The sequence below is a fragment of the Neobacillus sp. DFD-2R genome (genome assembly GCF_057747865.1).
Genome location: NZ_CM173228.1, coordinates 1,205,006 through 1,230,917 on the forward strand (window position 1 = coordinate 1,205,006; position 25,912 = coordinate 1,230,917).

At 38.9% G+C, this 25,912-nt stretch carries 29 protein-coding genes, 1 riboswitch and 1 other annotated feature; of the genes, 15 read left to right on the plus strand and 14 right to left on the minus strand.

What is annotated here, in order from left to right; genetic code table 11:
* Window positions 1–8: 8 nt before the first annotated feature.
* Together ytzI and AC3ANV_RS05775 are read right to left on the minus strand one after the other, a co-directional pair.
* Window positions 9–191: a YtzI protein gene (gene ytzI, locus AC3ANV_RS05770; protein WP_488312691.1), complete on the minus strand. Its 183-nt coding sequence runs from the start codon at window positions 189–191 to the stop codon at window positions 9–11.
* Window positions 192–329: 138 nt separating this feature from the next.
* Window positions 330–587 carry a DUF6154 family protein gene (locus AC3ANV_RS05775; RefSeq protein WP_488312692.1) on the minus strand — a complete coding sequence of 86 codons (258 nt, stop codon included), beginning with the start codon at window positions 585–587 and terminating at the stop codon, window positions 330–332.
* A 217-nt stretch (window positions 588–804) separates the two neighbouring features.
* On the opposite strand from AC3ANV_RS05775, the gene AC3ANV_RS05780 reads away from it, so the two are divergent.
* Together AC3ANV_RS05780 and ytkD are read left to right on the plus strand one after the other, a co-directional pair.
* The gene (locus AC3ANV_RS05780; RefSeq protein ID WP_488312693.1) at window positions 805–1,128 is read left to right on the plus strand and encodes a hydrolase; all 324 of its coding nucleotides are present in this window, start codon (window positions 805–807) and stop codon (window positions 1,126–1,128) included.
* A gap of 97 nt (window positions 1,129–1,225) precedes the next feature.
* The gene (gene ytkD, locus AC3ANV_RS05785) at window positions 1,226–1,708 is read left to right on the plus strand and encodes an RNA deprotection pyrophosphohydrolase (RefSeq protein ID WP_488312694.1); all 483 of its coding nucleotides are present in this window, start codon (window positions 1,226–1,228) and stop codon (window positions 1,706–1,708) included.
* Window positions 1,709–1,729: 21 nt separating this feature from the next.
* On the opposite strand, the gene AC3ANV_RS05790 is transcribed toward ytkD, so the two are convergent.
* From AC3ANV_RS05790 to AC3ANV_RS05800, 3 genes are read right to left on the minus strand one after another with little or no spacing between them, the layout of a single operon-like run.
* Entirely contained in the window at window positions 1,730–2,536 is an 807-nt protein-coding gene (locus AC3ANV_RS05790) for an ABC transporter permease (protein WP_488312695.1), read from the minus strand.
* The gene (locus tag AC3ANV_RS05795) at window positions 2,517–3,293 is read right to left on the minus strand and encodes an ABC transporter ATP-binding protein (RefSeq protein ID WP_488312696.1); all 777 of its coding nucleotides are present in this window, start codon (window positions 3,291–3,293) and stop codon (window positions 2,517–2,519) included. Before AC3ANV_RS05795 ends, AC3ANV_RS05790 begins: the two co-directional genes overlap by 20 nt.
* 21 nt (window positions 3,294–3,314) lie before the next feature.
* A complete protein-coding gene (locus tag AC3ANV_RS05800; protein ID WP_488312697.1) occupies window positions 3,315–4,337 on the minus strand; it encodes an ABC transporter substrate-binding protein in 1,023 nt (340 codons plus the stop codon).
* A 123-nt stretch (window positions 4,338–4,460) separates the two neighbouring features.
* On the opposite strand from AC3ANV_RS05800, the gene AC3ANV_RS05805 reads away from it, so the two are divergent.
* Together AC3ANV_RS05805 and AC3ANV_RS05810 are read left to right on the plus strand one after the other, a co-directional pair.
* Entirely contained in the window at window positions 4,461–5,255 is a 795-nt protein-coding gene (locus AC3ANV_RS05805) for an alpha/beta hydrolase family protein (RefSeq protein WP_488312698.1), read from the plus strand.
* A 39-nt stretch (window positions 5,256–5,294) separates the two neighbouring features.
* A complete protein-coding gene (locus tag AC3ANV_RS05810) occupies window positions 5,295–5,537 on the plus strand; it encodes a DUF2584 domain-containing protein (RefSeq protein WP_488312699.1) in 243 nt (80 codons plus the stop codon).
* An 81-nt stretch (window positions 5,538–5,618) separates the two neighbouring features.
* Here AC3ANV_RS05810 and pckA read toward each other — a convergent pair whose 3' ends face one another.
* A complete protein-coding gene (gene pckA, locus AC3ANV_RS05815) occupies window positions 5,619–7,202 on the minus strand; it encodes a phosphoenolpyruvate carboxykinase (ATP) (RefSeq protein ID WP_488312700.1) in 1,584 nt (527 codons plus the stop codon).
* 519 nt (window positions 7,203–7,721) lie between these two features.
* A riboswitch (SAM riboswitch) is annotated at window positions 7,722–7,858 on the plus strand.
* Window positions 7,859–8,087: 229 nt separating this feature from the next.
* Here pckA and metK point away from each other — a divergent pair.
* The 3 genes from metK to asnB all read left to right on the plus strand — a co-directional run bounded on the left by metK (window position 8,088) and on the right by asnB (window position 12,513).
* Window positions 8,088–9,290: a methionine adenosyltransferase gene (gene metK / locus AC3ANV_RS05820; protein ID WP_488312701.1), complete on the plus strand. Its 1,203-nt coding sequence runs from the start codon at window positions 8,088–8,090 to the stop codon at window positions 9,288–9,290.
* 214 nt (window positions 9,291–9,504) lie between these two features.
* Complete coding sequence (locus tag AC3ANV_RS05825) at window positions 9,505–10,143, plus strand: NAD(P)-dependent oxidoreductase (RefSeq protein ID WP_488312702.1); 639 nt, start codon at window positions 9,505–9,507, stop codon at window positions 10,141–10,143.
* Between the two features lie 477 nt (window positions 10,144–10,620).
* A complete protein-coding gene (gene asnB, locus AC3ANV_RS05830; RefSeq protein WP_488312703.1) occupies window positions 10,621–12,513 on the plus strand; it encodes an asparagine synthase (glutamine-hydrolyzing) in 1,893 nt (630 codons plus the stop codon).
* A 45-nt stretch (window positions 12,514–12,558) separates the two neighbouring features.
* Here the strand turns inward: asnB and AC3ANV_RS05835 are convergent, their stop codons facing one another.
* Window positions 12,559–13,074, minus strand: coding sequence for a gamma carbonic anhydrase (locus AC3ANV_RS05835; protein WP_488312704.1), 516 nt, complete (start codon window positions 13,072–13,074; stop codon window positions 12,559–12,561).
* Window positions 13,075–13,299: 225 nt separating this feature from the next.
* Between AC3ANV_RS05835 and AC3ANV_RS05840 the strand changes: the two genes are divergently transcribed.
* Window positions 13,300–14,103 carry an alpha/beta hydrolase gene (locus tag AC3ANV_RS05840; RefSeq protein WP_488312705.1) on the plus strand — a complete coding sequence of 268 codons (804 nt, stop codon included), beginning with the start codon at window positions 13,300–13,302 and terminating at the stop codon, window positions 14,101–14,103.
* A 12-nt stretch (window positions 14,104–14,115) separates the two neighbouring features.
* Window positions 14,116–15,210 (plus strand): tetraprenyl-beta-curcumene synthase family protein, encoded by a 1,095-nt coding sequence (locus AC3ANV_RS05845; RefSeq protein ID WP_488312706.1) that lies wholly within the window; start codon window positions 14,116–14,118, stop codon window positions 15,208–15,210.
* 38 nt (window positions 15,211–15,248) lie between these two features.
* Here the strand turns inward: AC3ANV_RS05845 and mnmM are convergent, their stop codons facing one another.
* Together mnmM and mnmL are read right to left on the minus strand one after the other, a co-directional pair.
* Complete coding sequence (gene mnmM, locus AC3ANV_RS05850) at window positions 15,249–15,821, minus strand: tRNA 5-(aminomethyl)-2-thiouridylate-methyltransferase MnmM (protein WP_488312707.1); 573 nt, start codon at window positions 15,819–15,821, stop codon at window positions 15,249–15,251.
* A 4-nt stretch (window positions 15,822–15,825) separates the two neighbouring features.
* Complete coding sequence (mnmL, locus tag AC3ANV_RS05855) at window positions 15,826–16,779, minus strand: tRNA modification radical SAM protein MnmL/YtqA (RefSeq protein WP_488312708.1); 954 nt, start codon at window positions 16,777–16,779, stop codon at window positions 15,826–15,828.
* Window positions 16,780–16,986: 207 nt separating this feature from the next.
* On the opposite strand from mnmL, the gene AC3ANV_RS05860 reads away from it, so the two are divergent.
* The 5 genes from AC3ANV_RS05860 to AC3ANV_RS05880 all read left to right on the plus strand — a co-directional run bounded on the left by AC3ANV_RS05860 (window position 16,987) and on the right by AC3ANV_RS05880 (window position 22,410).
* Complete coding sequence (locus AC3ANV_RS05860; protein WP_488312709.1) at window positions 16,987–17,250, plus strand: YtzC family protein; 264 nt, start codon at window positions 16,987–16,989, stop codon at window positions 17,248–17,250.
* 14 nt (window positions 17,251–17,264) lie between these two features.
* Entirely contained in the window at window positions 17,265–17,444 is a 180-nt protein-coding gene (locus tag AC3ANV_RS05865; RefSeq protein WP_488312710.1) for a glycogen biosynthesis protein GlgD, read from the plus strand.
* Window positions 17,445–17,897: 453 nt separating this feature from the next.
* Window positions 17,898–19,085 (plus strand): MDR family MFS transporter, encoded by a 1,188-nt coding sequence (locus AC3ANV_RS05870; protein WP_488312711.1) that lies wholly within the window; start codon window positions 17,898–17,900, stop codon window positions 19,083–19,085.
* Between the two features lie 128 nt (window positions 19,086–19,213).
* Window positions 19,214–19,434, plus strand: a binding site (T-box leader).
* Window positions 19,435–19,637: 203 nt separating this feature from the next.
* Window positions 19,638–22,055, plus strand: coding sequence for a leucine--tRNA ligase (gene leuS / locus AC3ANV_RS05875; protein WP_488312712.1), 2,418 nt, complete (start codon window positions 19,638–19,640; stop codon window positions 22,053–22,055).
* Between the two features lie 49 nt (window positions 22,056–22,104).
* Window positions 22,105–22,410 (plus strand): rhodanese-like domain-containing protein, encoded by a 306-nt coding sequence (locus AC3ANV_RS05880; RefSeq protein ID WP_488312713.1) that lies wholly within the window; start codon window positions 22,105–22,107, stop codon window positions 22,408–22,410.
* Between the two features lie 36 nt (window positions 22,411–22,446).
* Here the strand turns inward: AC3ANV_RS05880 and AC3ANV_RS05885 are convergent, their stop codons facing one another.
* The 4 genes from AC3ANV_RS05885 to AC3ANV_RS05900 are packed head-to-tail and all read right to left on the minus strand — an operon-like array spanning window position 22,447 to window position 24,230.
* The gene (locus AC3ANV_RS05885) at window positions 22,447–22,977 is read right to left on the minus strand and encodes a ferric reductase-like transmembrane domain-containing protein (protein WP_488312714.1); all 531 of its coding nucleotides are present in this window, start codon (window positions 22,975–22,977) and stop codon (window positions 22,447–22,449) included.
* A gap of 1 nt (window position 22,978) precedes the next feature.
* The gene (locus tag AC3ANV_RS05890; RefSeq protein ID WP_488312715.1) at window positions 22,979–23,191 is read right to left on the minus strand and encodes an FAD:protein FMN transferase; all 213 of its coding nucleotides are present in this window, start codon (window positions 23,189–23,191) and stop codon (window positions 22,979–22,981) included.
* Between the two features lie 29 nt (window positions 23,192–23,220).
* The gene (locus AC3ANV_RS05895; RefSeq protein WP_488312716.1) at window positions 23,221–23,856 is read right to left on the minus strand and encodes an FAD:protein FMN transferase; all 636 of its coding nucleotides are present in this window, start codon (window positions 23,854–23,856) and stop codon (window positions 23,221–23,223) included.
* On the minus strand, window positions 23,856–24,230 hold the full coding sequence (locus tag AC3ANV_RS05900) for a hypothetical protein (protein WP_488312717.1): 375 nt from the start codon (window positions 24,228–24,230) through the stop codon (window positions 23,856–23,858). The genes AC3ANV_RS05895 and AC3ANV_RS05900 overlap by 1 nt, the downstream gene beginning before the upstream one ends.
* A gap of 130 nt (window positions 24,231–24,360) precedes the next feature.
* On the opposite strand from AC3ANV_RS05900, the gene AC3ANV_RS05905 reads away from it, so the two are divergent.
* Window positions 24,361–24,546: a sporulation protein Cse60 gene (locus tag AC3ANV_RS05905; RefSeq protein ID WP_307403502.1), complete on the plus strand. Its 186-nt coding sequence runs from the start codon at window positions 24,361–24,363 to the stop codon at window positions 24,544–24,546.
* Between the two features lie 6 nt (window positions 24,547–24,552).
* Here the strand turns inward: AC3ANV_RS05905 and AC3ANV_RS05910 are convergent, their stop codons facing one another.
* Complete coding sequence (locus AC3ANV_RS05910) at window positions 24,553–25,833, minus strand: BaiN/RdsA family NAD(P)/FAD-dependent oxidoreductase (protein WP_488312718.1); 1,281 nt, start codon at window positions 25,831–25,833, stop codon at window positions 24,553–24,555.
* Between the last annotated feature and the right edge of the window lie 79 nt (window positions 25,834–25,912).

Below are 25,912 nucleotides of genomic sequence, written 5' to 3' on the forward strand. Positions count from 1 at the left end.
GTCATCCTCTATTTTTCTTCCTTTTTTTCCATTTGTTCCATTTGATCTTGGCTATCTTCATTATTAATATTAGGGTTATTCTCCAGTGGGTCTACTGTATGTTTGTAAGTATAGGCTTTTGAAGTAGTTATTACACTAAGCAAAAGAACAATAATGACAATAATGATACATACTATAAAAATGGTATACATATCTGCCCCTCCTATTCTCATCCTATTGTAGCATGAATGTTTAATGAAAAAGGGGATATTATTTCAAGCGGATCGTTAATTTTGAAAAGATAAAAGGGAAGCTTTTGTTTTTGCTTCCCTTAACTGTGGTATGTAATTTCAATGAATATTTCTAGGATAGTAAGTATGGGTACGATGCTGTCCGTACTCTTCCTGTGCAAACTTCGCTTTTAAACTTTCGATTAAATATAGGCCCATTAAATCGTATAATTCCTGTTTATCCATCTCCTGAATTAAACCTAGTAAATCTTCATGTGTCATTTCTTCTAAAAAGGCAAATGCCAACATATCAATATCTTCTTCATCGCCTGTTAGCTTGTTTCGATACATTTCAAAAAGTTCATCCACTAATTTCATCTTTTCCACCTCCTTGAGAAAATAATTTCTTATCCATTATTAATCAATTCCCAAAAACATGAAAAATATCCCTTGGTCAATTGTTAGAAAAGTCTGTTTTCTTAATTTTATACCATTATATCGTATTCACTATAAAAAAATGAACTAAATTTTGAAAAAGAATAAAATTTAACCGTTTGTGGAAAACGATAAACAATGAGAAAAAGGGGGATGCAAAATGGTTGAACAAAAGAAAACCTATTATATAGATGTTGGGACAGGCCATATATCACAAAATGCTACAAGTTCCACATGGAGCTATAAAATCCAAGCAAACGATGAGGAGATCATCCGGCTTCGTGAGCTATTTGATCAAAACTATTCTACAGAATGGCAAAACTTTTTTCGAGCCCATGTTCCATATGTCCAATACCATTATGACCGTCATAACGATGCATATGACAAGACGATCCAACAGGTATATGGCATGATTTACAATCTCGGTGACGAAGAAGCAAAAAATCATATTGAAAGTATGAATATTTTACCTAAAGAAGATTAATTAAACAAGAAGAAAGTCCCTATTAAACAAAAGATAGGGATTTTTCCTTTTTTTCGATTATAATAATAGCAACAATGTACGGTGAGGCGGGTTTTGCATGAAAGAGTTTTCAGATCATTATGGGAATAAGGTCGAGCTTTCTTTTTTCCAATCTCCATTTCATGAGGAAGCGAAACATGTGTTAGTCATTTGCCAATATGGCGATAATTGGCTTTTAACGAGTCATAAAGAACGGGGACTTGAATTTCCCGGTGGAAAGAGGGAGGTTGGAGAAAGTCTTGAAGAAGCTGCACACAGGGAGGTTTATGAAGAGACGGGAGCCATTTTAGGAAATCTTCAAAGAATCGGTGTGTACAGAGTTACAGATCTTAAAGGTTCATTTGTCAAAGCAATATTTTGGGGAAAGGTAAGTAGGCTTGATAACACAAGTACTTATTACTACGAAACAAACGGACCTATTCTTATAAAGGGAGACATCTTACAATTACGTATTGGGGATGAATATAGCTTCATCATGAAAGATCAGGTAGTTGAGGAATGTATTAAATACATTTACGAACAACAAAGCAAAAAAGAATAGCAGATTGCCTTAAACAGCCCGCTACTCTTTAATAAGTTTTTTCTCCAATAGGTCTACTAGCTGATACATAATTGTAGCAAATACGGCAATTACTACGAGAGATAAGAATACAAGAGTAAAATTAAAAACTTGAAAGCCGTAAAGAATCATATATCCCAGCCCTTGTGAGGACACAAGAAATTCACCGACAATCACTCCGACCCATGATAAGCCGACGTTCACCTTCAACGTTGAAATAATTGTCGGAAAACTTGCCGGCAGGATTGCTTCTTTAAAGCATTGAAAACGTGTGGCCCCAAATGTTTGGAGCACTTTTATATAGTTTGGGTCTACTTCCTTAAACGACGTATAGACAACAATCGTTGTGATGATGACCGAGATGATCGCTCCCATTGCAATAATGGATGGGTACCCGGTACCGAGTGCGACAATTAGAATGGGACCTAGGGCTACTTTGGGCATAGCATTAAATATGACGAGATAAGGGTCAAGCACTTTTGAAACCATTGGTGACCACCACAGGACAGCGGCAATAATCGTACCCAGTAAAGTTCCAAGAAGAAAACCACCTATCGTTTCAGTTAAGGTTACTCCCAAATTCGTTAATAGGGAACCATCTTGGAGTTTTTCCAAAAATAATTGCCCTATTTTCGAAGGAGAACTGAAAAGCAGCGGGTCTACCCACTTTTTTTGACTGGAAATTTCCCAGCCAAAGAAAAACAGCAAAAAAATGAGTATTTGATAAAATCGAACCCATCGTTTTTCATTTTTTAATGATTGAATATATTTTTTATGGAGGAGTTTAACCTTACTGTTTTCTTGATTCAAGGGACTCCAGCTCCTTCCAAATGGATTGAAAGATGCTTGAGAATGCCTCATGGTTTCTGGCCTCGAAGGGAGACAGTCTCCGTAACTCTTCCGGAATCACAAAGGTTTGATGCAGCCTTCCGGGACTTGGGGAAAACAGAAAAACCCGATCACTCATGGCTATAGCTTCGCTAATGTCATGGGTAACAAGAATAGCGGTTTTGCCATAATTCTTTAGCGTTCCGGATACTAAATCCTCTAGTTTTAGCTTCGTTTGATAATCAAGTGCGGAGAACGGCTCATCTAACATCAGCAGTTTGGGTTCAGTTGTCAACGTTCTCACCAGAGCAACTCTTTGTCGCATTCCACCTGATAATTGTTTGGGCAGCTGTTTTTCAACACCGCTTAAACCAATCTGCTTTAATAGGTTTAACGCATTCGCTTTGGTCTTTAAATTTAGCTGTTTTGATAATTTCAGACCGATTAAGATATTTTCTTCAATCGTTTTCCAAGGAAACAAATAGTCTTGCTGAAGCATGTAGCCAATGGTATTTTTTGTAGTAAAAACCGGTTTATTCTCTAAGATTACAGTCCCTTGTGTTGGTTTGATCAAGTTGGCAATGATGGAAAGTAAAGTTGTTTTTCCACAACCACTTGGGCCAAGGAAGGAAACAAATTCTCCTTCCTCAACCTGTAGTGAAATATCAGAGAGTGCCGTGGTGGCAGAAGCTTTTGTAAAATAGGTATGATGAATATCCTGAATCATCAAGAAGCTCATAATGACGGCCTCCCTTTTCGTTTATTTTTTAATGACTTTTTCTGCAATAGCAGTATTTACAATTGTCTTATGGTCAACTTCCTTTGGAAGTACTCCCGCCTCTTTCATGATATTCTGAAGATTGTTCCATTCTTCCTTATCAAGGATTGGATCAGTTGCGTAGGATCCTTGGCTTTTATAACGTTCGACAACCGTTTTAATAATTTCAAAATCTGTATCAGGAAAATAGGATTGAACCGCTTTTGCAATCTCTTCTGCACTATGTGTAGCAACCCATTGTTGTGCCTTATAAATCGCTGCGGTAAAACTTTCAACAGTTCCTTTGTGATTTTTTATATAGCTTTGTTTTGTCATAAAAGTCGTATAAGGGACATGACCTGACTCCGTTCCAAAGGAAGCGACAATATACCCTTTTCCTTCTTTTTCAAAAATACTGGCAGTTGGTTCGAATAATTGAACGAAATCACCGGTTCCGGAAGCAAAAGCGTTCGCGATATTGGCGAAATCGATATTCTGGATTAAATTTAAATCTTTATGGGGATCTATTCCATGGTTCTTTAAAACAAATTCGCCAACCATCTGCGGCATCCCGCCTTTTCGTTGACCTAAGAAGGTGGCCCCTTTTAATTGATCCCAAGTGAAATGATCGATTTTTTTTCTGGAAACAAGAAATGTCCCATCTGTTTGTGTCAATTGGGCAAAATTGATGACCGGGTCATTCGCCCCTTGGGAATAAACATAAATGGAGGTTTCAGAACCGACCAATGCAACGTCAGCACCGCCTGAAAGCAATGCTGTCATCGTTTTGTCCCCGCCTGCGGTTGTGGTTAATTGAACATCTAAACCTTCATCCTTGAAAAACCCCTTTGCTAAGGCTACATATTCAGGGGCATAGAAGATGGAACGGGTAACTTCAGCAAGCCGAACCTTTTCCAGTTTCTTCGTTTTCGGATTGTTATTATTATTGGTATTGCAAGCGGCTAAGGAAAACATAAGAATAGCAATGAGAAGAATGGAAAAACTGAATTTTAACCATTTTTTCATGAATGATACCTCCTTAAAACAATTAAATCTGGGCTTCTTTTGCCTAGAATATCGTATGAAAGGGATAAAAATGTGTGAATGCCCAGTTACAAAAAAATTACAAAATATGGATAGGGGAGATTGATGCTGGACGAATACAACGGACAAATCGTGGAGATAAACAGGTTCCCTTCTCCAAACCCGAAGGTTGAATTAAAGGTGATCACATACATATCGAATGGACTACGGGTAAAAGGTATGCTTGCTGAACCGAAATATAAGGATAACTGTGATGGTTTTTTGTATTTGCGGGGCGGAATAAAAAACGTAGGTAAAGTCAGACCCGGAAGGATTGCTCAATTTGCTTCCGAGGGCTTCATAGTCTTTGCCCCCTATTATCGCGGAAATCAAGGGGGCGAGGGAAATGAAGATTTTGCAGGGGATGACAGGGAGGATGCTTTTGCAGCTTACCTGCTATTACAATCACTTCCGGGGGTGAGGAATATTCATGTTTTTGGATTTTCACGAGGAGGTGTGATGGCATTGTTGACAGGGATTCAATTTCCTGAGGCTGCGTCCATTGTTACATGGGGAGGTGTCAGTGATATGTCCTTAACATATATGGAACGAAAAGATTTACGCAAGATGATGAAAAGAGTGATTGGCGGTACACCGGAAAAATATCCGGATAGGTATCAAATGCGCACACCGTTATACGAACTGGAAAAGCTATCTGCACCGGTTTTAATAATTCATGGTGTAAATGATCATAATGTTTCTGTGGAACACGCCTATCGGCTTGAACGAAGACTAAAGTCACTGAATAAATCGGTGGAATCCCGGTATTTTGAAAAGTATACACACTATTTTCCTCCTGCTGTAAACAGAAAAATAGTTGAGGACCTAACTAAGTGGATGAAAAGTCAAATCAAAAGATGATAAAATAAAAGAAATAAACAAGCAGAGGAGTGTTTAAGAATGGGTATGCCCCTTGAGTTAAATACAATGATTGTGACAAAGGGAAGAGAAAAAAGAGTTGAAGAAAATCTGTTCCTTCTTGAAAAAGAGGGATATAGACTTTATCCGATTGAGATTCCTATTGATGTAAGAAAAACGATGGACAGTGATTCGAATGGAACAGCATTAATCAAAAAAGTGGAGTGGCAAAAGAACAGCACGACCCTGACATATCAATTAATTTCATTGAATTCAACCAATTAAGCAGGGCCCTTATGCCTCTGCGTTATTAGAAAAACCCCCATCATTGTCATTGATGGGGGTTTTAAGTCATTAAAACTCTACTTAGGCAATTGGACCGCCTTTTTCTTCAATATCCGCTGAAACGTTTGTGAACTTTTTAAAGTTTTCACGGAATTTTTCGGCAAGCTCTTTGGCTTTCTTTTCATATGTTTCAGCATCTGCCCAGGTTTTAATCGGCTGAAGCACTTCATCAGGAACACCGGCAATGTGCAGCGGGATATTTAAACCGAAAATATCGTCTCTTACTGTTTCAACATTGTTGAGTTCCCCTTCAAGTGCGGCTTGGACCATTGCTCTTGTAAAGGAGAGCTTCATGCGGTTACCGACACCATATTCTCCCCCGGTCCATCCTGTATTAACGAGGAAGACATTGGCATTATGTTCGAGAATTTTTTCACCAAGCATTTCCGCATACCGTGTCGCAGGCAAAGGTAAGAACGGAGCACCAAAGCAGGTTGAGAAGGTTGCCTGTGGTGAAGTAATTCCACGTTCTGTCCCGGCAAGCTTGGATGTATAACCACTTAAGAAGTGATACATCGCTTGTTCCTTGGTTAATTTAGCAATTGGCGGCAACACTCCGAATGCGTCAGCTGTTAAAAAGACGATTGTGTTTGGATGGCCCGCAATACTTGGCAGCACAATATTATCAATTGCATCAATTGGGTAAGCTGCACGAGTATTTTCTGTTAATGTGCCATCATCATAATCAGCAATTCTTGATTCTTGATTAATAGTTACATTTTCTAAAACTGTACCGAAGCGAATTGCGTCAAAAATTTGCGGCTCTTTCTCACGGGAAAGATTAATGCATTTTGCATAGCATCCGCCTTCAATGTTAAAAACGCCGTTTGACGACCAACCGTGCTCGTCATCGCCAATTAGCCGGCGATTAGGATCGGCAGATAATGTTGTTTTTCCTGTACCTGAAAGACCAAAGAACAGGGCTACATCACCTTCTTGACCTACATTGGCAGAACAGTGCATCGATAAAATATTATTTTCAGGTAACAAATAATTCATCACGGAAAAAATTGATTTTTTCATTTCACCAGCATATTCTGTGCCGCCAATTAACACAGTCCTGCGTTCAAAGGAAATAATAATAAACGTTTCTGAGTTGGTGCCGTCTACAGCAGGATTTGCTTTAAAGTTTGGAGCGGAAATAACAGTGAATCCAGCGTTATGTGCCAATAATTCGTCTTCGTTTGGGCGAATAAACAATTGATGGACGAATAAATTATGCCATGCGAACTCATTAATCACCTGAATTGGCAATTGTGATTTTTTATCGGCGCCTGCAAAGCCTTTAAAAACAAAAATTTCGTTTTTCTGTTTTAAATAGTCTACTACCTTATTATAGAGGTTGTTGAATGCTTCTTCTGATATCGGCTGATTTGCTCCCCAGGCAATTTTATCTTTTGTGGAATCTTCCGCCACAATAAATTTGTCTTGAGGAGATCTTCCTGTGTATTTACCTGTGGCTACACGAATGGCTCCTGTAGAGGTTAATGTGCCTTCATTGCGACTTAAAATTTTTTCAACTAATTGCGGTACAGATAATTGCACTTGAACATGATTTTCTTTTAATAATTCATTTAATTCATTCGGAGTGTGAACAGAATTCATCTGAGGGAACCTTCCTTTACCATTTTTTTAAATGTGATAACACTTCGAAAATAGTATAACACATTTAATTTAATAGTCTATACTAATTAATGAAATTAGATTGTATTTTATACTATATTCGTAAAAGGGATGAATAGTTAATAAAAATAATTATTTTAAAAAAATGTTCAATAATGAAATTTCCTTTAATGTTTTTTTTTCGGCATCACTAAAAATTAATCTTTTTTAAAGGCTATTTTCGCATAGATTGTTGTTTTTCGTATAAGTTTATCAACCCGTATAATTAGAAGCTTCGTGGCATCTTTTCGTAAGAACATTTGTGAAAATTGCCTAGAAACTTAGTAAATGAACTTTATTAAGTTTCAAAAGCAACAAAGTTTACGAAAAGAGCCTTTTTAAAAGAAGGATAAAATTGTATTTCGAAAACGGTGTTATATCCCATTTTTCCTTAAATTTTATAAAAAAATTCATTGACATTGTTCGATAATGTGCGGTATGATTATTCATTGAACGGATACTCTCTTATCCCGAGCTGGTGGAGGGACAGGCCCTATGAAACCCAGCAACCTGCTACATGAGAAAATGACCTCTTTTCAGGTCTTTTTCCTAGCGAAGGTGCTAATCTGACGCAAGGCTTTGACCTTGAACGATAAGAGTGAAAGGCCCGGAACAACCTTTCCTCACAATGGTAAGGTTTTTTGTTTTGTATAAGTCCTTTTATGATAAGAGTTAGGAATAAGGTTTTAGTTTATTCCCTTCTAATAAAAATCCTTTGTTTATTTCATACTATAAAGGGAATGAGTTCCGTATCAAAGTACGAGGTTCAAGAAGTATTCCTGTAACCTTTTAAAACCTCGATAATCTCATAATATAGGAGGAATTCAGTTGTCAACAAAACGTCGTTTGTTCACTTCTGAATCAGTAACTGAAGGTCATCCTGATAAAATCTGTGACCAAATTTCTGATTCCATTTTAGACGCAATTTTAGCGAAGGATGCTAATGCTCGTGTTGCCGCAGAAACTTCAGTAACTACAGGACTTGTTCTTGTAGCGGGTGAAATCACTACTTCTACTTACGTGGATATTCCAAAAATTGTTCGTGAAACGATTAAAAGTATCGGTTACAATCGTGCTAAATATGGCTTTGACTCCGAGACGTGTGCCGTTTTAACATCTATTGATGAACAGTCTCCGGATATTGCCATGGGTGTTGATCAGGCACTTGAAGCCCGTGAAGGTCAAATGTCTGATGAACAAATCGAAGCAATTGGGGCAGGAGACCAAGGTTTAATGTTTGGTTTCGCTTGTAATGAAACAAAAGAGCTAATGCCTTTACCAATTTCCTTAGCACACAAGCTTGCTCGCCGTTTAACAGAGGTTCGCAAAGAAGAGATTCTTCCTTATCTCCGTCCGGATGGAAAAACGCAAGTAACAGTTGAATATGATGAAAACGACAAACCTGTTCGTATTGATACGATTGTTATTTCAACCCAGCATCATCCTGAAATCACATTAGAGCAAATTCAACGTAATTTAAAAGAATATGTTATCAATCCGGTTGTTCCACAGGAACTAATCGATGAAAACACAAAATATTTTATTAATCCAACAGGTCGATTTGTAATTGGTGGACCTCAAGGGGATGCAGGCTTAACAGGCCGTAAAATCATCGTTGATACGTACGGTGGTTATGCACGTCATGGCGGAGGTGCGTTCTCCGGTAAGGATCCAACGAAAGTTGACCGTTCTGCAGCCTATGCAGCACGTTATGTAGCTAAAAATATTGTAGCAGCAGGGCTTGCTGAGAAATGTGAAGTACAGCTTGCATATGCAATCGGGGTAGCACGTCCGGTTTCTATTTCTGTTGATACTTTCGGTACAGGCAAAGTTAGCGAAGATGTTTTGGTTGATCTAGTAAGTGAAAACTTTGACCTTCGCCCGGCAGGAATCATTAATATGTTGAACCTTCGCCGTCCAATTTATAAACAAACAGCAGCGTACGGACACTTTGGACGTACAGATGTTGATCTGCCTTGGGAACGTACTGATAAAGCAAATCAATTGCGTGAACAAGCAGAAAATCGCTAAATAAAACTCGCGACTGACAATATAATTAGTAGTATATTTAAAGAGTGAAATCGCAAAGATTTCACTCTTTTATTTTTGTTGATTACCAGTTGAAGAATATTTCCCTAACTATTGACAAACAAACTACATGTAACTATAATGAATACATGTAATCGTTATAGTTACATTTAGTTAACGCCGTTACATTAATATGAATTATATAGGAGGACTCTAAATGAAAATTGGAATTATTGGTGCCAGTGGTAAGGCAGGAAAGCTTATTCTAAAAGAAGCGATAGAAAGAGGGCATAAAGTTACAGCAATTGTTAGAGATTCATCAAAGGTTCAAAATGAACATGTTGCAGTTCTGGAAAAAAACGTTTTTGACTTAAAATCAGAGGATTTAAAAAGTTTTGATGTAGTCGTAAATGCATTTAATGCACGTGGGCAAGAACACCAGCATGTAGAGGCTGGTAAAGTATTAATTGAAGCACTTAAAGGTGCTCCACAGACAAGATTAGTCGTTGTTGGCGGAGCAGGAAGTTTATTTGTAGATGAGGAAAAAACAGTACGGCTATTAGAAACTCCGGATTTTCCTGCTGTCTATTTTCCTACTGCGTCAAACATGATGAAAAACCTTGAAGAACTACAAAACACAAGCGGAATTCAATGGACGTATATTAGCCCTGCAGCATTCTTTAATCCGGAAGGTAAACGAACAGGTAGTTACCAAAAAGGAAAAGACCAATTAATCTTAAATTCAAAAGGTGAAAGCTATATCAGCTACGCCGATTATGCAATCGCCTTTTTAGATGAAATTGAAAATCCACAACATAAAAACGAACGTTTTTCTGTCGTTGGCGAAGCAGAGTAAAAAAAGTATCTTAATGTATTTGAATAGCTTACCAGTAGATCATTTACTATTTGGGAGTATTGGTTCACTCGATGAAGAAGCATATAAAGGTATGTTAAAGAAAGTTGAAGATACAATTAATTCCCATTTCTGATAAACGTAAACAAGTATTAGAAAAGACTACTCCTAATCGAGTAGTCTTTTTTTAGAATGGTTCTTATGTCACTGTCAGGGGGCATGTTAGTAGAAGTAGAATTAAGTGATTTTAACTAAAGCTATATTTCGTTATTCCATTTTTTATTTTAGCGGTTATAGGACAGATTACTCTTGAAAGTTATTGTTGTTTAAGCCAACCTATATAAGTGAATACTGAATGGTACCTGAATTTTCCTAACCTTCACAGTGCCATTTTTGTGAAAATAGTGGTAGTATTAGAGAGTATGTTTTTTTAAGAACATCCTGTTTAGGATATTTAGAATGGAGTAGGTGACGTACATAATGTGTGGCTTTATTGGTTGTGTACACGACAAAACACAAAACTATAGTGATGACCAAAAACAACAATTTAAAAATATGAACGATATTATTACCCATCGCGGTCCTGATGATGATGGTTTTTATTATGATGACCATATTCAATTTGGTTTCAGACGCTTAAGTATCATTGATATTGAGAGCGGCCATCAACCGCTAACCTATGAAAATGAGCGCTACTGGATTATTTTTAACGGTGAAGTTTATAACTATGTAGAGCTTCGTGAAGAACTTCTCAAAGAAGGATTAACGTTTGCAACAAGCTCTGATACAGAGGTCATCATTGCCCTCTACAGTCATTTAAAAGAAAAAGCCGTGGAAAAACTTCGCGGGATGTTTGCGTTTGTTATTTGGGATAAACAAGAACAAACCCTTTATGGTGCACGGGATCCATTTGGGATTAAACCATTTTTCTTTGTAGAAGAAGGCGAAAAGACTTTCTTCGCTTCTGAGAAGAAAAGTATCCTACTTGCCCTTGAAAACGATTCTTTAAATTATGATTCCCTGCAGCATTATTTAACCTATCAATTTGTTCCTGAACCAAACACGCTGTCAGAAGGAATTAAAAAATTAGAACCCGGTCATTATTTTACGAAGAAAATCGGCTCTCCGATGAAAATTAAACGCTATTGGAAGGCTCATTTTCAACCTGTCCACAATTCAGAATCTGATTATATTAAAGAAATTAAAGATGTGTTAATTGACTCTGTTAAAATGCATATGCGAAGTGATGTGCCAGTTGGATCATTTCTCTCCGGCGGTATTGATTCCTCCATCATTGCTTCCATTGCCAAAGAGTTTCATCCGTCCATCAAAACGTTTTCTGTCGGCTTTGAACACAATGGTTTTAGCGAAATTGATGTTGCCAAAGAAACAGCTGAGAAGCTTGGTGTTGAAAACATTAGCTATGTGATTTCACCTCAGGAATATATGAATGAGCTTCCAAAAATCATGTGGCATATGGATGACCCGCTTGCAGACCCTGCTTGTGTACCACTATATTTCGTTGCCCGCGAGGCCAGGAAGCATGTAACAGTTGTCCTATCAGGTGAAGGCGCTGATGAACTGTTTGGCGGCTATAATATTTACCGTGAGCCTCAATCATTGGATGTATTTAATAAAATCCCTCGTGTTGGAAAGGTTCTCTTAAAAGGGATTGCTAATATGATGCCGGAGGGTGCAAAAGGTAAGAGCTTCATTGAGCGCGGTGTTACCCCAATGGAAGAACGCTACATCGGTAATGCGAAAATGTTTACGGAAGAAGAAAAACGGGAGCTGTTAACAGTTTACCGTGAGGGATTAAATTATACTGATATTACAAAGCCGCTTTATCAAGAATCCAGAGGCTACGATCCTGTCGATCGGATGCAATACATTGATATCCATACATGGATGCGCGGTGATATTTTACTCAAGGCAGATAAAATGACGATGGCACATTCGTTAGAGCTGCGGGTTCCTTTCCTTGATAAAGAAGTATTTGCAACAGCATCTAAAATACCGACAAGCTTAAAAACAGCTAATGGTACAACTAAGTATATTTTGCGAAAAGCAGCCGAAGGAATTGTTCCTGACCATGTACTTAACCGCAAAAAGCTTGGGTTCCCGGTCCCGATCCGTCATTGGTTAAAGGATGAAATGAATGAATGGGCGAAAACGATAATCCGTGAAAGCAACACGGATCATTTAATCAATAAAACGTACGTATTAAGATTACTTGAGGACCATTGTCAAGGCAAAGCAGACAACAGCAGGAAAATTTGGACTGTTTTGATGTTCATGATTTGGCACCAAGTATATGTTGAAGAAAAGTATTCCTTTGCTCAGAAAAGGGTACTTGAGACTGTTAATAACTAATGATAATAAAAACGAGGCTGACTTATTTCATAGTCAGCCTCGTTTTTATTGGGATTGAATTGACTTATAATACTGAGCTTTTTCTGCATATTCCCGAACGATTCTTTCCATATCCTTAATATCCTCAGAATTTAATTCTCTAATAACTTTAGCGGGTCTGCCAAATGCTAAGGTATTAGGAGGAATTTTCTTTCCTTGCGGAACAAGGCTTCCGGCACCAATGAAAGCTCCTTCACCGATTTCAGCGTTGTCAAGGACAATGGAGCCCATCCCAATTAACGCCTTTTTCCTAATAATACAGCTATGAAGAATCACTTGATGACCAACCGTTACCTCGTCCTCTAAAATGAGCGGGTTATTGGGGCTCTGGTGTAAAATGGAGTTGTCCTGGATATTCACTTTTTTTCCAATAATGGTGGGAGCTACATCTCCTCTAATGACCGAGTTGAACCAGACACTCGACTCATCACCAATTTCAACATCACCGGTAATGGTTACAAAATCTGCTATATAGGCAGATTCAGCTATTAATGGGTATTTGTCATTAAATGGATAAATCATTATTTTCTCTCCTTTTTTGGGATGATAGAGGAATCGTTCTTACTGAAATGGGGTAAATCATTAAAAATCAGTAAGAAAACTTTTCCTTTCTATGGTAAAGTACTTTCATCGGTACATGCAAATATTTAGCAGCCTGACACCGGTTAATTCTTGCCGTTATACGTTCAAAGTGTAATAATGTTAAAATAAAAAAATACGGAGCTAAGTTTTAGGAGGAAAAGAATAATGTGGAAGTGGGAAGCGGAAGGGGAAGCGAAAGCAGTCATTGTGATGGTACATGGGGCGATGGAACACCACAGACGGTATGGCTGGCTCATTGAAATGTGGCGAACATCCGGTTTTCATGTGATAATGGCTGATCTTCCCGGACAAGGTATGACAACAAGATCCCGCAGGGGCCATATAGATTCCTTTGATGAATACATATTTGAAGTAAAAGACTGGGTACAGGCAGCCTATCGTTATGATTTACCTGTTTTTCTGCTTGGACACAGTATGGGAGGCTTAATCTCGATTCGCCTTCTTCAGGAGGAAAGGTTAAATATCGCAGGTGTCATTCTTTCTTCACCATGCCTTGGGCTTATAAAATCTCCTTCCAAATTTTTAAATATCTTATCATTTGGGTTAAACATGGTTATTCCATCTTTAAGGATGAATTCCGGTTTAACCGTTCAAATGGCGACAAGAAACAAAGATGTTTGTGAAGCAGATTCGAACGATACCTTATATGTAACAAAGGTGTCGATTAGATGGTATCGTGAACTAGTTGCTGCAATAAAACAGGCCTTCATTAATATTGGAAAAATCCAAGATGTCCCAATGCTTGTTATGCAAGGCGGGGATGACAAAATTGTCAATAAAGTATTGGTAAAGGATTGGTTTAATCAGGTACCTCTCTCGGAAAAAAGATTTAAAGAATGGCAAAAATGCTACCATGAAATATTTAATGAACCTGAACGTGATGAGGTATTTGAATATGCCAAGGATTTTGTCAACAGCCAATTAAAATCAATAGGTTATATTATTTAAAGGGGTGAAGGGATGACGTTTTCCATGATGCCAATTAGCCTGATGTCTCAGGTATACCGCAAAATTATTCCTGCCGTCCATCAAGAACTGGGTTACTGGAAAAGCCGCGCGGAAAAAATTCCGAACCCGGAGCTACGAAATCAGGCTCTTGCCAGTATTGAGCATAAAACGTTCCATTGTGAAGGAGGGGCAATTCTCGCTTTAATGGCAGAGGAGCATTACCAAAAAGCGGTAAAGTTTATTGTAGCCTATCAGACTATCAGTGACTACTTAGATAATCTTTGTGACCGAAGTACTTCCCTTGACCCTAATGATTTTGCAGCACTCCATGAATCGATGGCTGAGGCATTAACATTGGAGGCAAGTGATAAGAACTATTACCGGCTTCGTGCAGATCAAGAAGATGGCAGCTATTTACATGATCTTTCAGAAACATGCCGCTCTATTTTACGGGAATTGAAGCATTATGATTTAATCAAGGATTATCTCCTTGAGCTTTGCGACTATTATTGTGCCTTGCAAATTCACAAACATGTTGCCCATGAAGAGCGTGTGCCACGGTTGGAAAAATGGTTTCATGTTTATCAAAATAAACTGCCTGAGATGGAATGGTATGAGTTTTCAGCATGCTCCGGATCTACATTGGGAATTTTTTGTTTAATTTCTTATGCGATGCGAGGGGATTTTAAGGCACGCGATGCTGAAAATATTCGCAAGGGATATTTTCCTTATATTCAAGGTTTGCATATCTTATTGGATTATTTCATCGACCAGGAGGAAGATTTGGCTGGCGGTGATTTGAATTTTTGTTTTTTTTACGAAAATCAAGAAAAGCTTTTTAATCGCTTAAAGCACTTTGTTAAGGAAGCAGACCGCCATACGGAGTTTCTTCCGCATAAAAAATTTCATCAGCTCATTAATCGGGGCTTATTAGGGATTTACTTATCGGATAGTAAAGTTCGAAAGCAGAAAAATGTTCGCAAGCTTGCAAAAGGGATTATTAAGACTGGCGGAATTATTAGTTATTTCTTTTATATAAATGGCGTAGCTTACCGTTCATTTCAAAAATTCGTGCCATCATTTGTGACGAGGCTGATTTTAAAATAAAAAAATAAACAAAAAACCAGGCTGTTATCAGTCTGGTTTTACCTTTTTTCAATTGCGACAATAAAAGGCGGATTATTTTTTTGATTAATAAATTGATACTGTAAAACATGTGCAGCTTTTTGATCTATTTGTTGGCAATAGTCGAGCAGGATATCCCGTTCGATAGTACCTTCATCGTGACCATGATAAATGACAATGATGATAATTCCTTCAGGCGACATAATTTCTAAGAGCTGTTCAATCGCTGAAATTGTGGTTTCAGGTCTTGTCACAATTGTTTTATCACTGCCGGGCAGGTAGCCCAAATTAAAAATTGCGCCGGTTACATTTCCATGATGAATGGAAGGGATTTTTTCCAAAAGATTTTCATGACCTTCATGAAAAAGTGTCACCCGCTCTGACAAACTGTGTTGATTTAAGCGTTCCCCGGTTGCGACAATCGCATCTTCTTGAACATCAAATCCCAATACTTTACCATTCTCACCAACAAGTTCAGCTAAAAATAAAGTATCATGACCGTTCCCTACTGTTGCATCAACCACGATATCGCCATTTTTAACCGTTTGCCCGAGCAATTTTTTTGCAAAGGGAAGAATTCGCTCCAATTTCATGTTTTTACTTCCCTTCCTGAGAAAATTTACCCTGCCAGCTGTCTCTACGCTTGAGTTCCGCATCAATGGCATTTAATACTTCCCATTTGTTTACACTCCACATCGGACCTACCATTAGGTCAATCGGTCCATCACCGGTAATTCGATGAACAATCATTTCCGGCGGTAAAATTTCCAATTGGTCACATACTAAGTTTACATAGTTCTCTTTTGAAAGGAAATCAAGCATTCCTTTTTCATATTGCTTCACCATTGGTGTGCCCTTTAAAAGATGCAGCAAGTGAATTTTAATTCCTTGTACATCCAATTTCGCTACTTCACGTGCTGTTTCCATCATCATCTCGTTTGATTCAAGCGGCAGGCCATTAATAATATGGGAGCAAATGCGGATTCCATGTTTTCTCAGTTTATTCACGCCGTCAATGTAGCATTGAAAATCATGAGCCCGATTGATTAGTAAGGCTGTACGTTCATGGACAGTCTGTAAACCAAGTTCCACCCATAAATAGGTTCGCTCGTTTAGTTCCGCTAAATATTCAACGACATCATCGGGCAAACAATCCGGACGTGTGGCAATCGACAGCCCAACTACCCCTTCCTGATCGAGGACCTTCTCAAATTTTTCACGGAGAACCTCAACAGGGGCATGTGTATTCGTGTAAGCCTGAAAATAGGCCATGTATTTGCCGTCTTTCCATTTTGTATGCATCTTTTCCTTTATTTCACGAAATTGTGTTTCCAGGGTTTCAGTCCGGTCACCGGCAAAATCCCCTGAACCCGCAGCACTGCAAAAGGTGCAGCCGCCGTGAGCGACGGTACCATCACGGTTCGGGCAGTCAAAGCCGCCATCGAGTGCCACTTTAAAAACCTTATGGCCAAATTGCCGGCGTAGGTGGTAATTCCAGGTGTGATAACGTTTATCGTCGGAAGCATATGGAAAAGGTTTGGTCTGAAGCATGTCAGAAACCTCCTTTTTTTGAAAAGAATTTTATTCACATAAATTCCATTTTAACATGAAGTCATAGGCATATCCAATTGTACAAATTGGCAGCATTTATCAATCTTCCGATGTAATAGGAAAAAGAATGGAGAACACAATAAGAAATGAAGCAGTATGCTTCAAAGAAGGTTATTCTTGGTGCCACACATTTAAGGGGGTTCTTAGATGGCTACTCGTGAATCAATGGAAAGTCTAATGCAAAAATGTGAGGATACTCTTCGATTTGCTCAAAATCAATATAAAGAAAGCAGCCTTCAGCAGCATTATAACAATGATGATTATCAAAAAGCCCTGCAGCAGCTCGAAGAAACGTATCAAGATATTTGTACGATGGCTCATAGTGCAAATTCACAGCAGCGGGAACAGCTTCATAGAATGAGGCTGCAGCTGCAGCAGATTCAAAATACGATGATTTTACAAGGGTATTAAGAGGAGGAGAGCAGTTGAAAAAGCGTTCTAAACAACAAAACCCCGAACAAAAAACACGAAATGGCAGTAACAATCAAGATATAGAACTAGGGCAGGATTACGATTTAGTGAAGCAATCTAAAAAGAATTATGAAAAAACAGGCGGTCAGCCAGTTAAATCGAAATTTCATCAGGAAAATGGACAATCATCCTAATAAAGCAATCAAGTTTCCCTCAACGGTTCTAGTTGAGGGTTATTTTTTTTCCGAGTCATGCTTTAAAAATCTCTGATTAATGTTTTTGCGGAAATATGATAGGTATTTGCGGGAAAAGGCGAAACTTCTGCGGAATAACCACTGTAACTCGCGGAATTATCCCTAATACCCGCGGAATCATTTTTTATTAAGGTCTTTTCGTAAACTTTGTTGCTTTTGAAACTTAATAAAGTTCATTTACTAAGTTTCTAGGCAATTTTCGCAAATGTTCTTACGAAAAGATGCCACGAAGCTTCTAATTATACGGGTTGATAAACTTATACGAAGAACAACAATCTATGCGAAAATAGCCTTTATTAAACCTTCTCTAACGAAAAAGGATTGCGCCTAATCTGAAAACAGTCTAAAATTACTTGGGGAATCGAAATAATTTTAGATTAAGGAGCGTTTTTCATGCCACGTGCCTTATGGCTTTTGATTGTTGGGATGGCAGTGAATGTAACAGGCTCTTCTTTTTTATGGCCTTTGAATTCAATCTATATTCACGAACATCTAGGAAAATCACTATCGGTTGCCGGGGTTGTTTTAATGTTAAACTCCGGGGCAAGCGTTATTGGTAATTTATATGGAGGAAGATTATTTGATAAATTAGGAGGGTACAAATCTGTACTTCTAGGTATCGGCATTACCTTTTTAGCCCTCGTTGGATTATCTGTCCGGCATGACTGGCCGGAATATATCGTTTTTTTAACAATTATTGGTTTTGGAGCAGGAATCGTTTTTCCATCCATGTATGCCATGGCAGGGTCCGTTTGGAAGGAAGGCGGCCGTAAAGCTTTTAATGCTATGTATGTGGCTCAAAACCTGGGCGTTGCAGTTGGAGCCGCGCTCGGGGGAATTGTGGCTGATTACTCATTTCAATTAATTTTCCTTGCCAATACATTTATGTATTTCATCTTTTTACTGATTGCTATTTTTGGCTATAGAGGAATCACTTCAGATTCGGCTAAACAGGCTAATGATCAAAAAGATAAAACCCAAGTAAAAGGAAGAAAAAATCTTCAAGCATTATTGATTCTTTGCTCAGGCTATTTATTATGCTGGGTTGCCTATGTCCAATGGCCAACGACGATTGCTTCCTACACACAGCAAATTCATATATCATTAGCTCAATATAGCTTATTATGGACAATAAACGGAGCCTTAATTGTTCTGGGTCAGCCCTTATTAACGGTTATTTTGAAACATCTTGCAGCCTCGCTAAAGCTACAAATGCTAATCGGTATCGCTATTTTTATTATTTCTTTTATTGTAGCAGGGAAAGCAAACGCCTTTGCAGGTTTTCTAGTTGCTATGATCATTTTAACCATTGGTGAAATGTTTATCTGGCCGGCTGTGCCAACGGTAGCTTTCAGTTTAGCGCCAAAGGGACGGGAAGGTTTTTATCAGGGAATTGTCAATAGTACGGCAACAGGGGGAAGAATGCTCGGTCCATTGCTGGGGGGCATGCTGGCGGACTTATATAGTATGTCCACATTGTTTTTGGTACTGATAGCTTTATTCCTCATTTCAATTGTATCAACGTTATTCTATGATCGTGGTTTAAAAACGAAAAAGCATTTTACAGCAAAAGTAATGTAGACGGTTCTGATTAGGACCGTTTTTTTTATTAGTTTAAAAATAATTCATCCGGTTCATACTGTTTTTAGGCGTTCGTTTGCTTGCAACATGTTAGAAAATTTAATACAATAACCGTATACTTTTATATTGAAAAAACAGTGATGAGGAATAGTAGTGGTTAATATCCGTATTTAGAGAGTTGACGGCTGGTGGGAGTCAACCGGGTACATCATGAACTCGCCTAAGAGTTGCAAGCGTGAATAATAGTAATGTTTGCCGTTTTCCGCGTTAAGGATGAATGAAGCGAGTGTTGACAACACTAATGTGGGTGGTACCGCGGGAAGATACATACAATCCTCTCGTCCCGTTTTTGGGATGAGAGGTTTTTTTATTTTAAGATTTATTAGAAAAATAATTTTATGACTTAGAAGACTGTCTAGCTCCAGCGCCTAGGGGATCGAGATCATAAGCCCATCCGTCAAGAAGGTTAAAGAACAACCTTCTCGCCGGCTCGTCTTATGCTTGTCGCCCCTGGGCAAGGTGCTTCCGCTTTTCTGGTTAGGAGGAAAACTTATGAGTTTCGATCATCAAGAAATCGAAAAGAAGTGGCAAAAGAAATGGGAAACAGAAAAAACATTTAAAACAAACGAAGAATTTGGCAAAAGAAAATTCTACGCTTTAGATATGTTTCCATATCCATCGGGTGCGGGATTACATGTTGGACACCCTGAAGGCTATACGGCAACTGATATCCTTTCCCGCTTAAAACGGATGCAGGGATACAATGTTCTTCATCCAATGGGCTGGGACGCTTTTGGTTTACCGGCGGAGCAATATGCATTGGATACCGGAAATGACCCTGCAGATTTCACTAAGCAAAATATTGATACGTTCCGCAGACAAATTAAATCTCTTGGCTTCTCTTATGATTGGGACCGGGAAGTAAATACCACCGACCCTGAATATTACAAATGGACGCAGTGGATTTTCTTAAAACTATTTGAAAAAGGTCTTGCCTATATAGATGAAGTAGCGGTTAACTGGTGCCCGGCACTTGGAACCGTTTTGGCAAACGAAGAAGTCATTGATGGAAAAAGTGAACGCGGCGGCCACCCGGTGGAACGCCGTCCAATGAAGCAATGGATGTTAAAAATTACTGCCTACGGGGATCGTTTGCTTGAAGATCTTGAGGAGCTTGATTGGCCGGAAAGTCTGAAAGAAATGCAGCGCAATTGGATCGGCCGTTCTGAAGGTGCTGAAGTTACTTTTAACATTGACGGTCACGAAGAAACCTTCACCGTATTTACTACACGCCCTGATACATTATTTGGCGCTACCTATGCGGTGCTTGCTCCGGAGCATTCATTTGTAAATAAAATTACGACTCCTGAACAGCGTGCTGCAGTTGATGCTTATTTAGAGAAGGTAAAGAGCAAGAGCGATCTTGAGCGAACTGACCTAGCGAAGGAAAAAACCGGAGTATTTACCGGTGCATATGCGATCAATCCTGCAAATGGCGAGAAAATGCCAATCTGGATTGCCGATTATGTATTGGTAAGCTACGGAACGGGTGCGATCATGGCTGTACCTGCACACGATGAGCGTGACTATGAATTTGCTAAACAGTTTGATTTACCGATTAAGCAGGTTGTTGCCGGGGGAGATATTGAAGAAGAGGCCTACACAGGCGATGGTGACCATATTAATTCCGATTTCTTAAATGGTTTGGATAAGCTTGAGGCCATTCAAAAAATGATTTCATGGCTTGAAGAAAAAGGTATTGGTACAAAAAAAGTAACGTTTCGTTTACGTGATTGGCTGTTTAGCCGCCAGCGTTACTGGGGAGAGCCGATTCCGGTTATCCATTGGGAAGATGGTACAATGACTGCTGTACCGGAAGAGCAGCTTCCATTAACATTACCGAAAACGAAAGAAATCAGACCATCCGGAACGGGTGAATCACCTCTTGCTGTGATAGAGGATTGGGTAAATGTGGTTGACCCGCAGACAGGTAAAAAGGGCCGCCGTGAAACCAATACAATGCCGCAATGGGCAGGCAGCTGCTGGTATTATTTACGTTATATTGACCCGAAAAATGATCAGGCACTTGCTGCTGAGGAAAAATTAAAGCATTGGCTTCCCGTTGACACTTATATTGGCGGGGCAGAACATGCGGTGCTGCACTTACTTTACGCTCGCTTCTGGCATAAATTCTTGTATGATATCGGAGTTGTGCCGACAAAAGAACCATTCCAAAAACTATTTAACCAAGGAATGATCTTAGGGGAAAACAATGAAAAAATGAGTAAATCAAAAGGGAATGTTGTCAATCCTGATGATATTGTAGCCAGTCATGGTGCCGATACTTTGCGCTTGTATGAAATGTTTATGGGACCGCTTGATGCCTCGATTGCCTGGTCAACGAATGGTCTTGATGGCTCACGCCGTTTCTTAGATCGGGTTTGGCGCTTAATGGTAGAAGAGGATGGAGAGGTAAATCCGAAAATCCAGCCAAATGAAGAAGCTGTTAATTTGGAAAAAATTTATCATCAAACAGTGAAAAAAGTAACCGAGGATTACGAAGGCTTGAGATTCAATACGGCCATTTCACAAATGATGGTATTTATAAATGAAGCCTATAAGTCAACCGTTCTACCAAAGGATTATATGGAAGGCTTCGTAAAATTACTGTCACCTGTTTGTCCTCATATCTCCGAGGAGCTATGGGTAAAGTTAGGACATAGTGAAACAATTTCCTACGAAGCTTGGCCTGCATATGATGAAGCAAAGCTCGTGGATGAAGAAATTGAAATTGTCATTCAAGTGAATGGTAAAGTTAAAACAAAGCTAATGGTCCCAACTGACGCCAGCAAGGAATCGTTAGAAGAAATTGCCATGGATGACGATAGGGTAAAAGAACAAATTGAAGGAAAAACCATTCGTAAAGTCATCACGGTGCCAGGTAAATTAGTAAATATTGTAGCAAATTAAAACGAAGAAAGAGGCTGAGATGCCTCTTTCTTTTAAGGGGATGTTAAGGATGGAAGAATTACAAATCATTACACCGGAAGAATTGCAAAAAAAGCTTGAGAATGGGGAAAAGCTTGAGCTCGTAGATGTCAGGGAAGATGAAGAAGTGGCAGCGGGTATAATTCCCGGGGCAAAGCATATTCGCATGGGTGATATCCCGATGAACCTTGACTATTTTGATAAAGATAAAGAATATATTTTTATTTGCCGCTCCAGCCACCGCAGTGGAAATGTATGCTACTATCTTCAAGAACAAGGCTATAAAGTCCGTAATATGATTGGCGGCATGCTGGCATGGACCGGTGAGACGAAATAAAGAAAAAACCAATTCCAAAATTTGGAATTGGTTTTTTTATTCACAATAATTAATGAGCTTTTTCCGATCTTTTAAAAGCAATCCACCCATAATCATTAATGGAACAATGTTGACGACTGCCAGTACTGTTCCTTGGAAGTCGGAACCAATGAATAAACCGTGTAATGTAACTAAGGCATAAAGAATTGGATTCAATGCATGTAATTTCCGCCATTTTTGATAACCGATTTTTTTGCGGGCTTTTGAGGTAACAATGGTCATAAGTAAAAAATACAGCGAGATGATCCCCATGGCCATTGGCAAGGGTTTATAGGTCGTATTAAATGGAATTAGTACCTCAGCCCATTTAAAAGAGATATATGAATCAATCAGCAAAAAACCGAGATGCCCGCATACCATAAAAAACGCCCAATTTGAAAGTGTTTCATGAAAATGAAGGGTAATCGTAACTTTTTGTTTGCGCATTTTTTGGACCTGTGAGTAAAGCCCAATAATGACAGATAAATATAATAAAAGATAGGCTACCGTACCTGTTGCCCGAATCATATACCATTCAAACATCTCCATCTTATGCTCCCCCTTTCCAAATTTGCCCGGATTTATATATTAAAACAGAGCGATTTCCATTATTATTTACCCACTTTTGTCCCTTTTCTTCCCCTAATAAAAGAACTGTTTTCGCCAATACGTCCGCTTCTAATGCGGTCGGTGCTGTAACGGTTGCAGAAACGATGGTGCTTTCAGTTGGTTCTCCTGTTTGCGGGTCAATCAGGTGATGCATCCATTTTTCGTTAACTTGCCATCTTCTTTTCAGGATGTCGACGTAGCAACGGCACCTGTTGCTACTTGGATGGAAGAAATCATTAAACTTTGGTCAAATGGACTTTCAATCCCAATGTTTAATAGACGCGGTAATTCTCCAAAAATACGAATATCTCCGCCAACATTGATAAAACCATAGCCTGTTTTCTCTAAAACTTCTGCAGCCCGATCAATAACCCATCCTTTCGCAATGCCGCCGAGATCAATTTTTGAAAAGAGAGTAACGGCTTGTTTGTGCTCATTTAAATAAAATGGATCGGAGGTTGTTGCAATAGGTGATGAAAGGGTTGATGCTGCTACTTTCTGCCCTCTAATAAATTCAATAGATTTGGAATAACCGCAATTTTCAATCGCGGATAAAATTCCCGGATTAAAGAGTCTGTCGGTTTCATGATAAAAACGTTCCGCTTCTTTCATTATTGAAAATAATTCACCGGAGACAGTGATTTCTTTATCGATTTGTTGGTTTAAAAGGGTGAGCTCACTATCTTCCCGGAACCTGCTGCATTTGTTTTCAGTCTGTTCAAAAAGCTTATAAATAGGCATCAGATCATTTGCGAACATTTCATGACTAATCGATATTTGTACCAAGGTACTCATGGAATTGAAACGATAGTTATACATCAGGTTCCACCTGTTGTTGTATCAAAGCCGCCCCGCTGCCGTGAATGGCCGCTGAATGAATCCTGATTTTGCGAGAATGAACCATTATTGAACGAACTATTACCATTATCCATGGAATTACCATTGCTACCGGAAGAGACATCGCTATTAGTAGAATTATCATCAAATAAGCTCTGATTTGAGTCATTTGTGTTTGATTGTTGTTGATTTGTATTATTACTGGAAGAGAAGTTCTGTCTAGCTGATTGAGTGTTAGTTTGATCCCCGGTTGAAAGTCCGAGATAGGAAACCATTCCTGCAACCAAGGCTAAACTGCCAAAGCTAACTCCCCAAGAAATTCGTTGTTTTTTATCCAATTGAAGGACTCCTTTCATTTTTACTGCTTACCTTCTAAACGCAGTTTACAAGTTAATTCTTAATATAAACTTAAAATATACTAGGGGTTTATTTTTAAAATTCAGATAATGGGGTAATAATGATAGAAAAAAGGAAAGGGAGAGGAAATTGATACAGGTAAAGCTGTTTGATCGGGAACACGAGAAGGATTTAGAAAAAGAAATGAATCACTTTTTAAAGGGTTTGGATGAAAAGAAATTGTTGGATATTAAATATAATGTGGCTGCTATGCCGGAGGAAGAAGAGGAGGAACAAATTTATTGTTTTTCTGCCATGATCATTTATCGGGCCTGACAATTGTCAGGCCTGAATAACGTTTTCCCGGGCAAAATGGGCAGCGTTTGTTCCTGCCAGCCTGCCTGTTACAAGTGCCGAGGTGATATTATATCCGCCTGTATACCCATGAACATCAAGGATTTCACCACAGAAGTATAAGCCATTCATTAATTTCGAACCCATTGTTTGCGGTTCCACTTCTTTGACAGAAATCCCTCCGCCTGTCACAAAAGCTTTTTCAAGTGGAAGTGTGCCATTCACTTTAATGGTAAATTGCTTGCAGCTTTTTGAAAAACTGCGGATCTTTTCATTGGAAATCGTGCCTCCCTGTTCGGATGGATCAATCTCATTTTGTTCTAATAGAAATAGTAGATACCGTTCAGGGAGAATTCCTTTTAGCGTATTCTTTATACTTTTTTTCGGCTCATTTTTCACAAGCTTAACAATTTCTTGAAAGAGTTCTTCCTCTTTTTTATCAGGTAAAGCATCAAGACTCATCGTTACTTCTTTTAAATTCCATTTCTTCATCGCTTTGATAACAAACTGACTGCAACGGAGTACGGCGGGGCCGCTGATTCCGAAATGGGTAAAAATCATATCCATACGGTGTGTTATGATGGGCTTCCCCTTTGGATTCAGGACGCTTAAATCAATATCTCTTAACGAAAGGCCTTGGAGCGTTTTATTTTGAATAAAAGGTTCCTTAGATGTTATCGGCACCTCGGTTGGAAAAAGTTCTGTTACTGTATGCCCGGCTTTTTCCGCCCAGGAGTAACCATCGCCCGTCGACCCGGTATGTGGAACAGATTTACCGCCCACCGCAATAACAATGGATTTTGCTTTGATTTTTGAACCATCCTTTAATAATACGGCGGCTGCCTGCCCGTTTTCATAAGCAACATCATCTACAGGGCAATTCTTGAATACCCGTACATGTAATTGTTCCAGTTTATTCAACAGCGCATCCACTACTGATTGCGCTCTATTTGAAACCGGGAACATCCGGCCATGATCTTCTTCCTTTAGTTCGATACCTAATTTTTCAAAGAATCGAATAATATCTTCATTACTAAAGATTGAAAAAGCACTGTATAGAAACTTACCGTTTCCCGGCAAATGCTTGATAATTTCTTCAATCGGAAGCCTATTTGTGACGTTACAGCGGCCGCCGCCGGAAATGGCCAGCTTTCTGCCAAGCTTGTCACCTTTATCGATTAATAGTACTTTCGCACCCTTTTCCCCTGCAGCAATGGCGGCCATTAACCCGGAAGGGCCTCCGCCAATAACAATGACATCGAATTCCATATTCCACCAACTTTATTTATTTTCATTTTTTTACGGATAAACTATAGTATAAACATTACCAGTCTTACCGAAAAGAAAA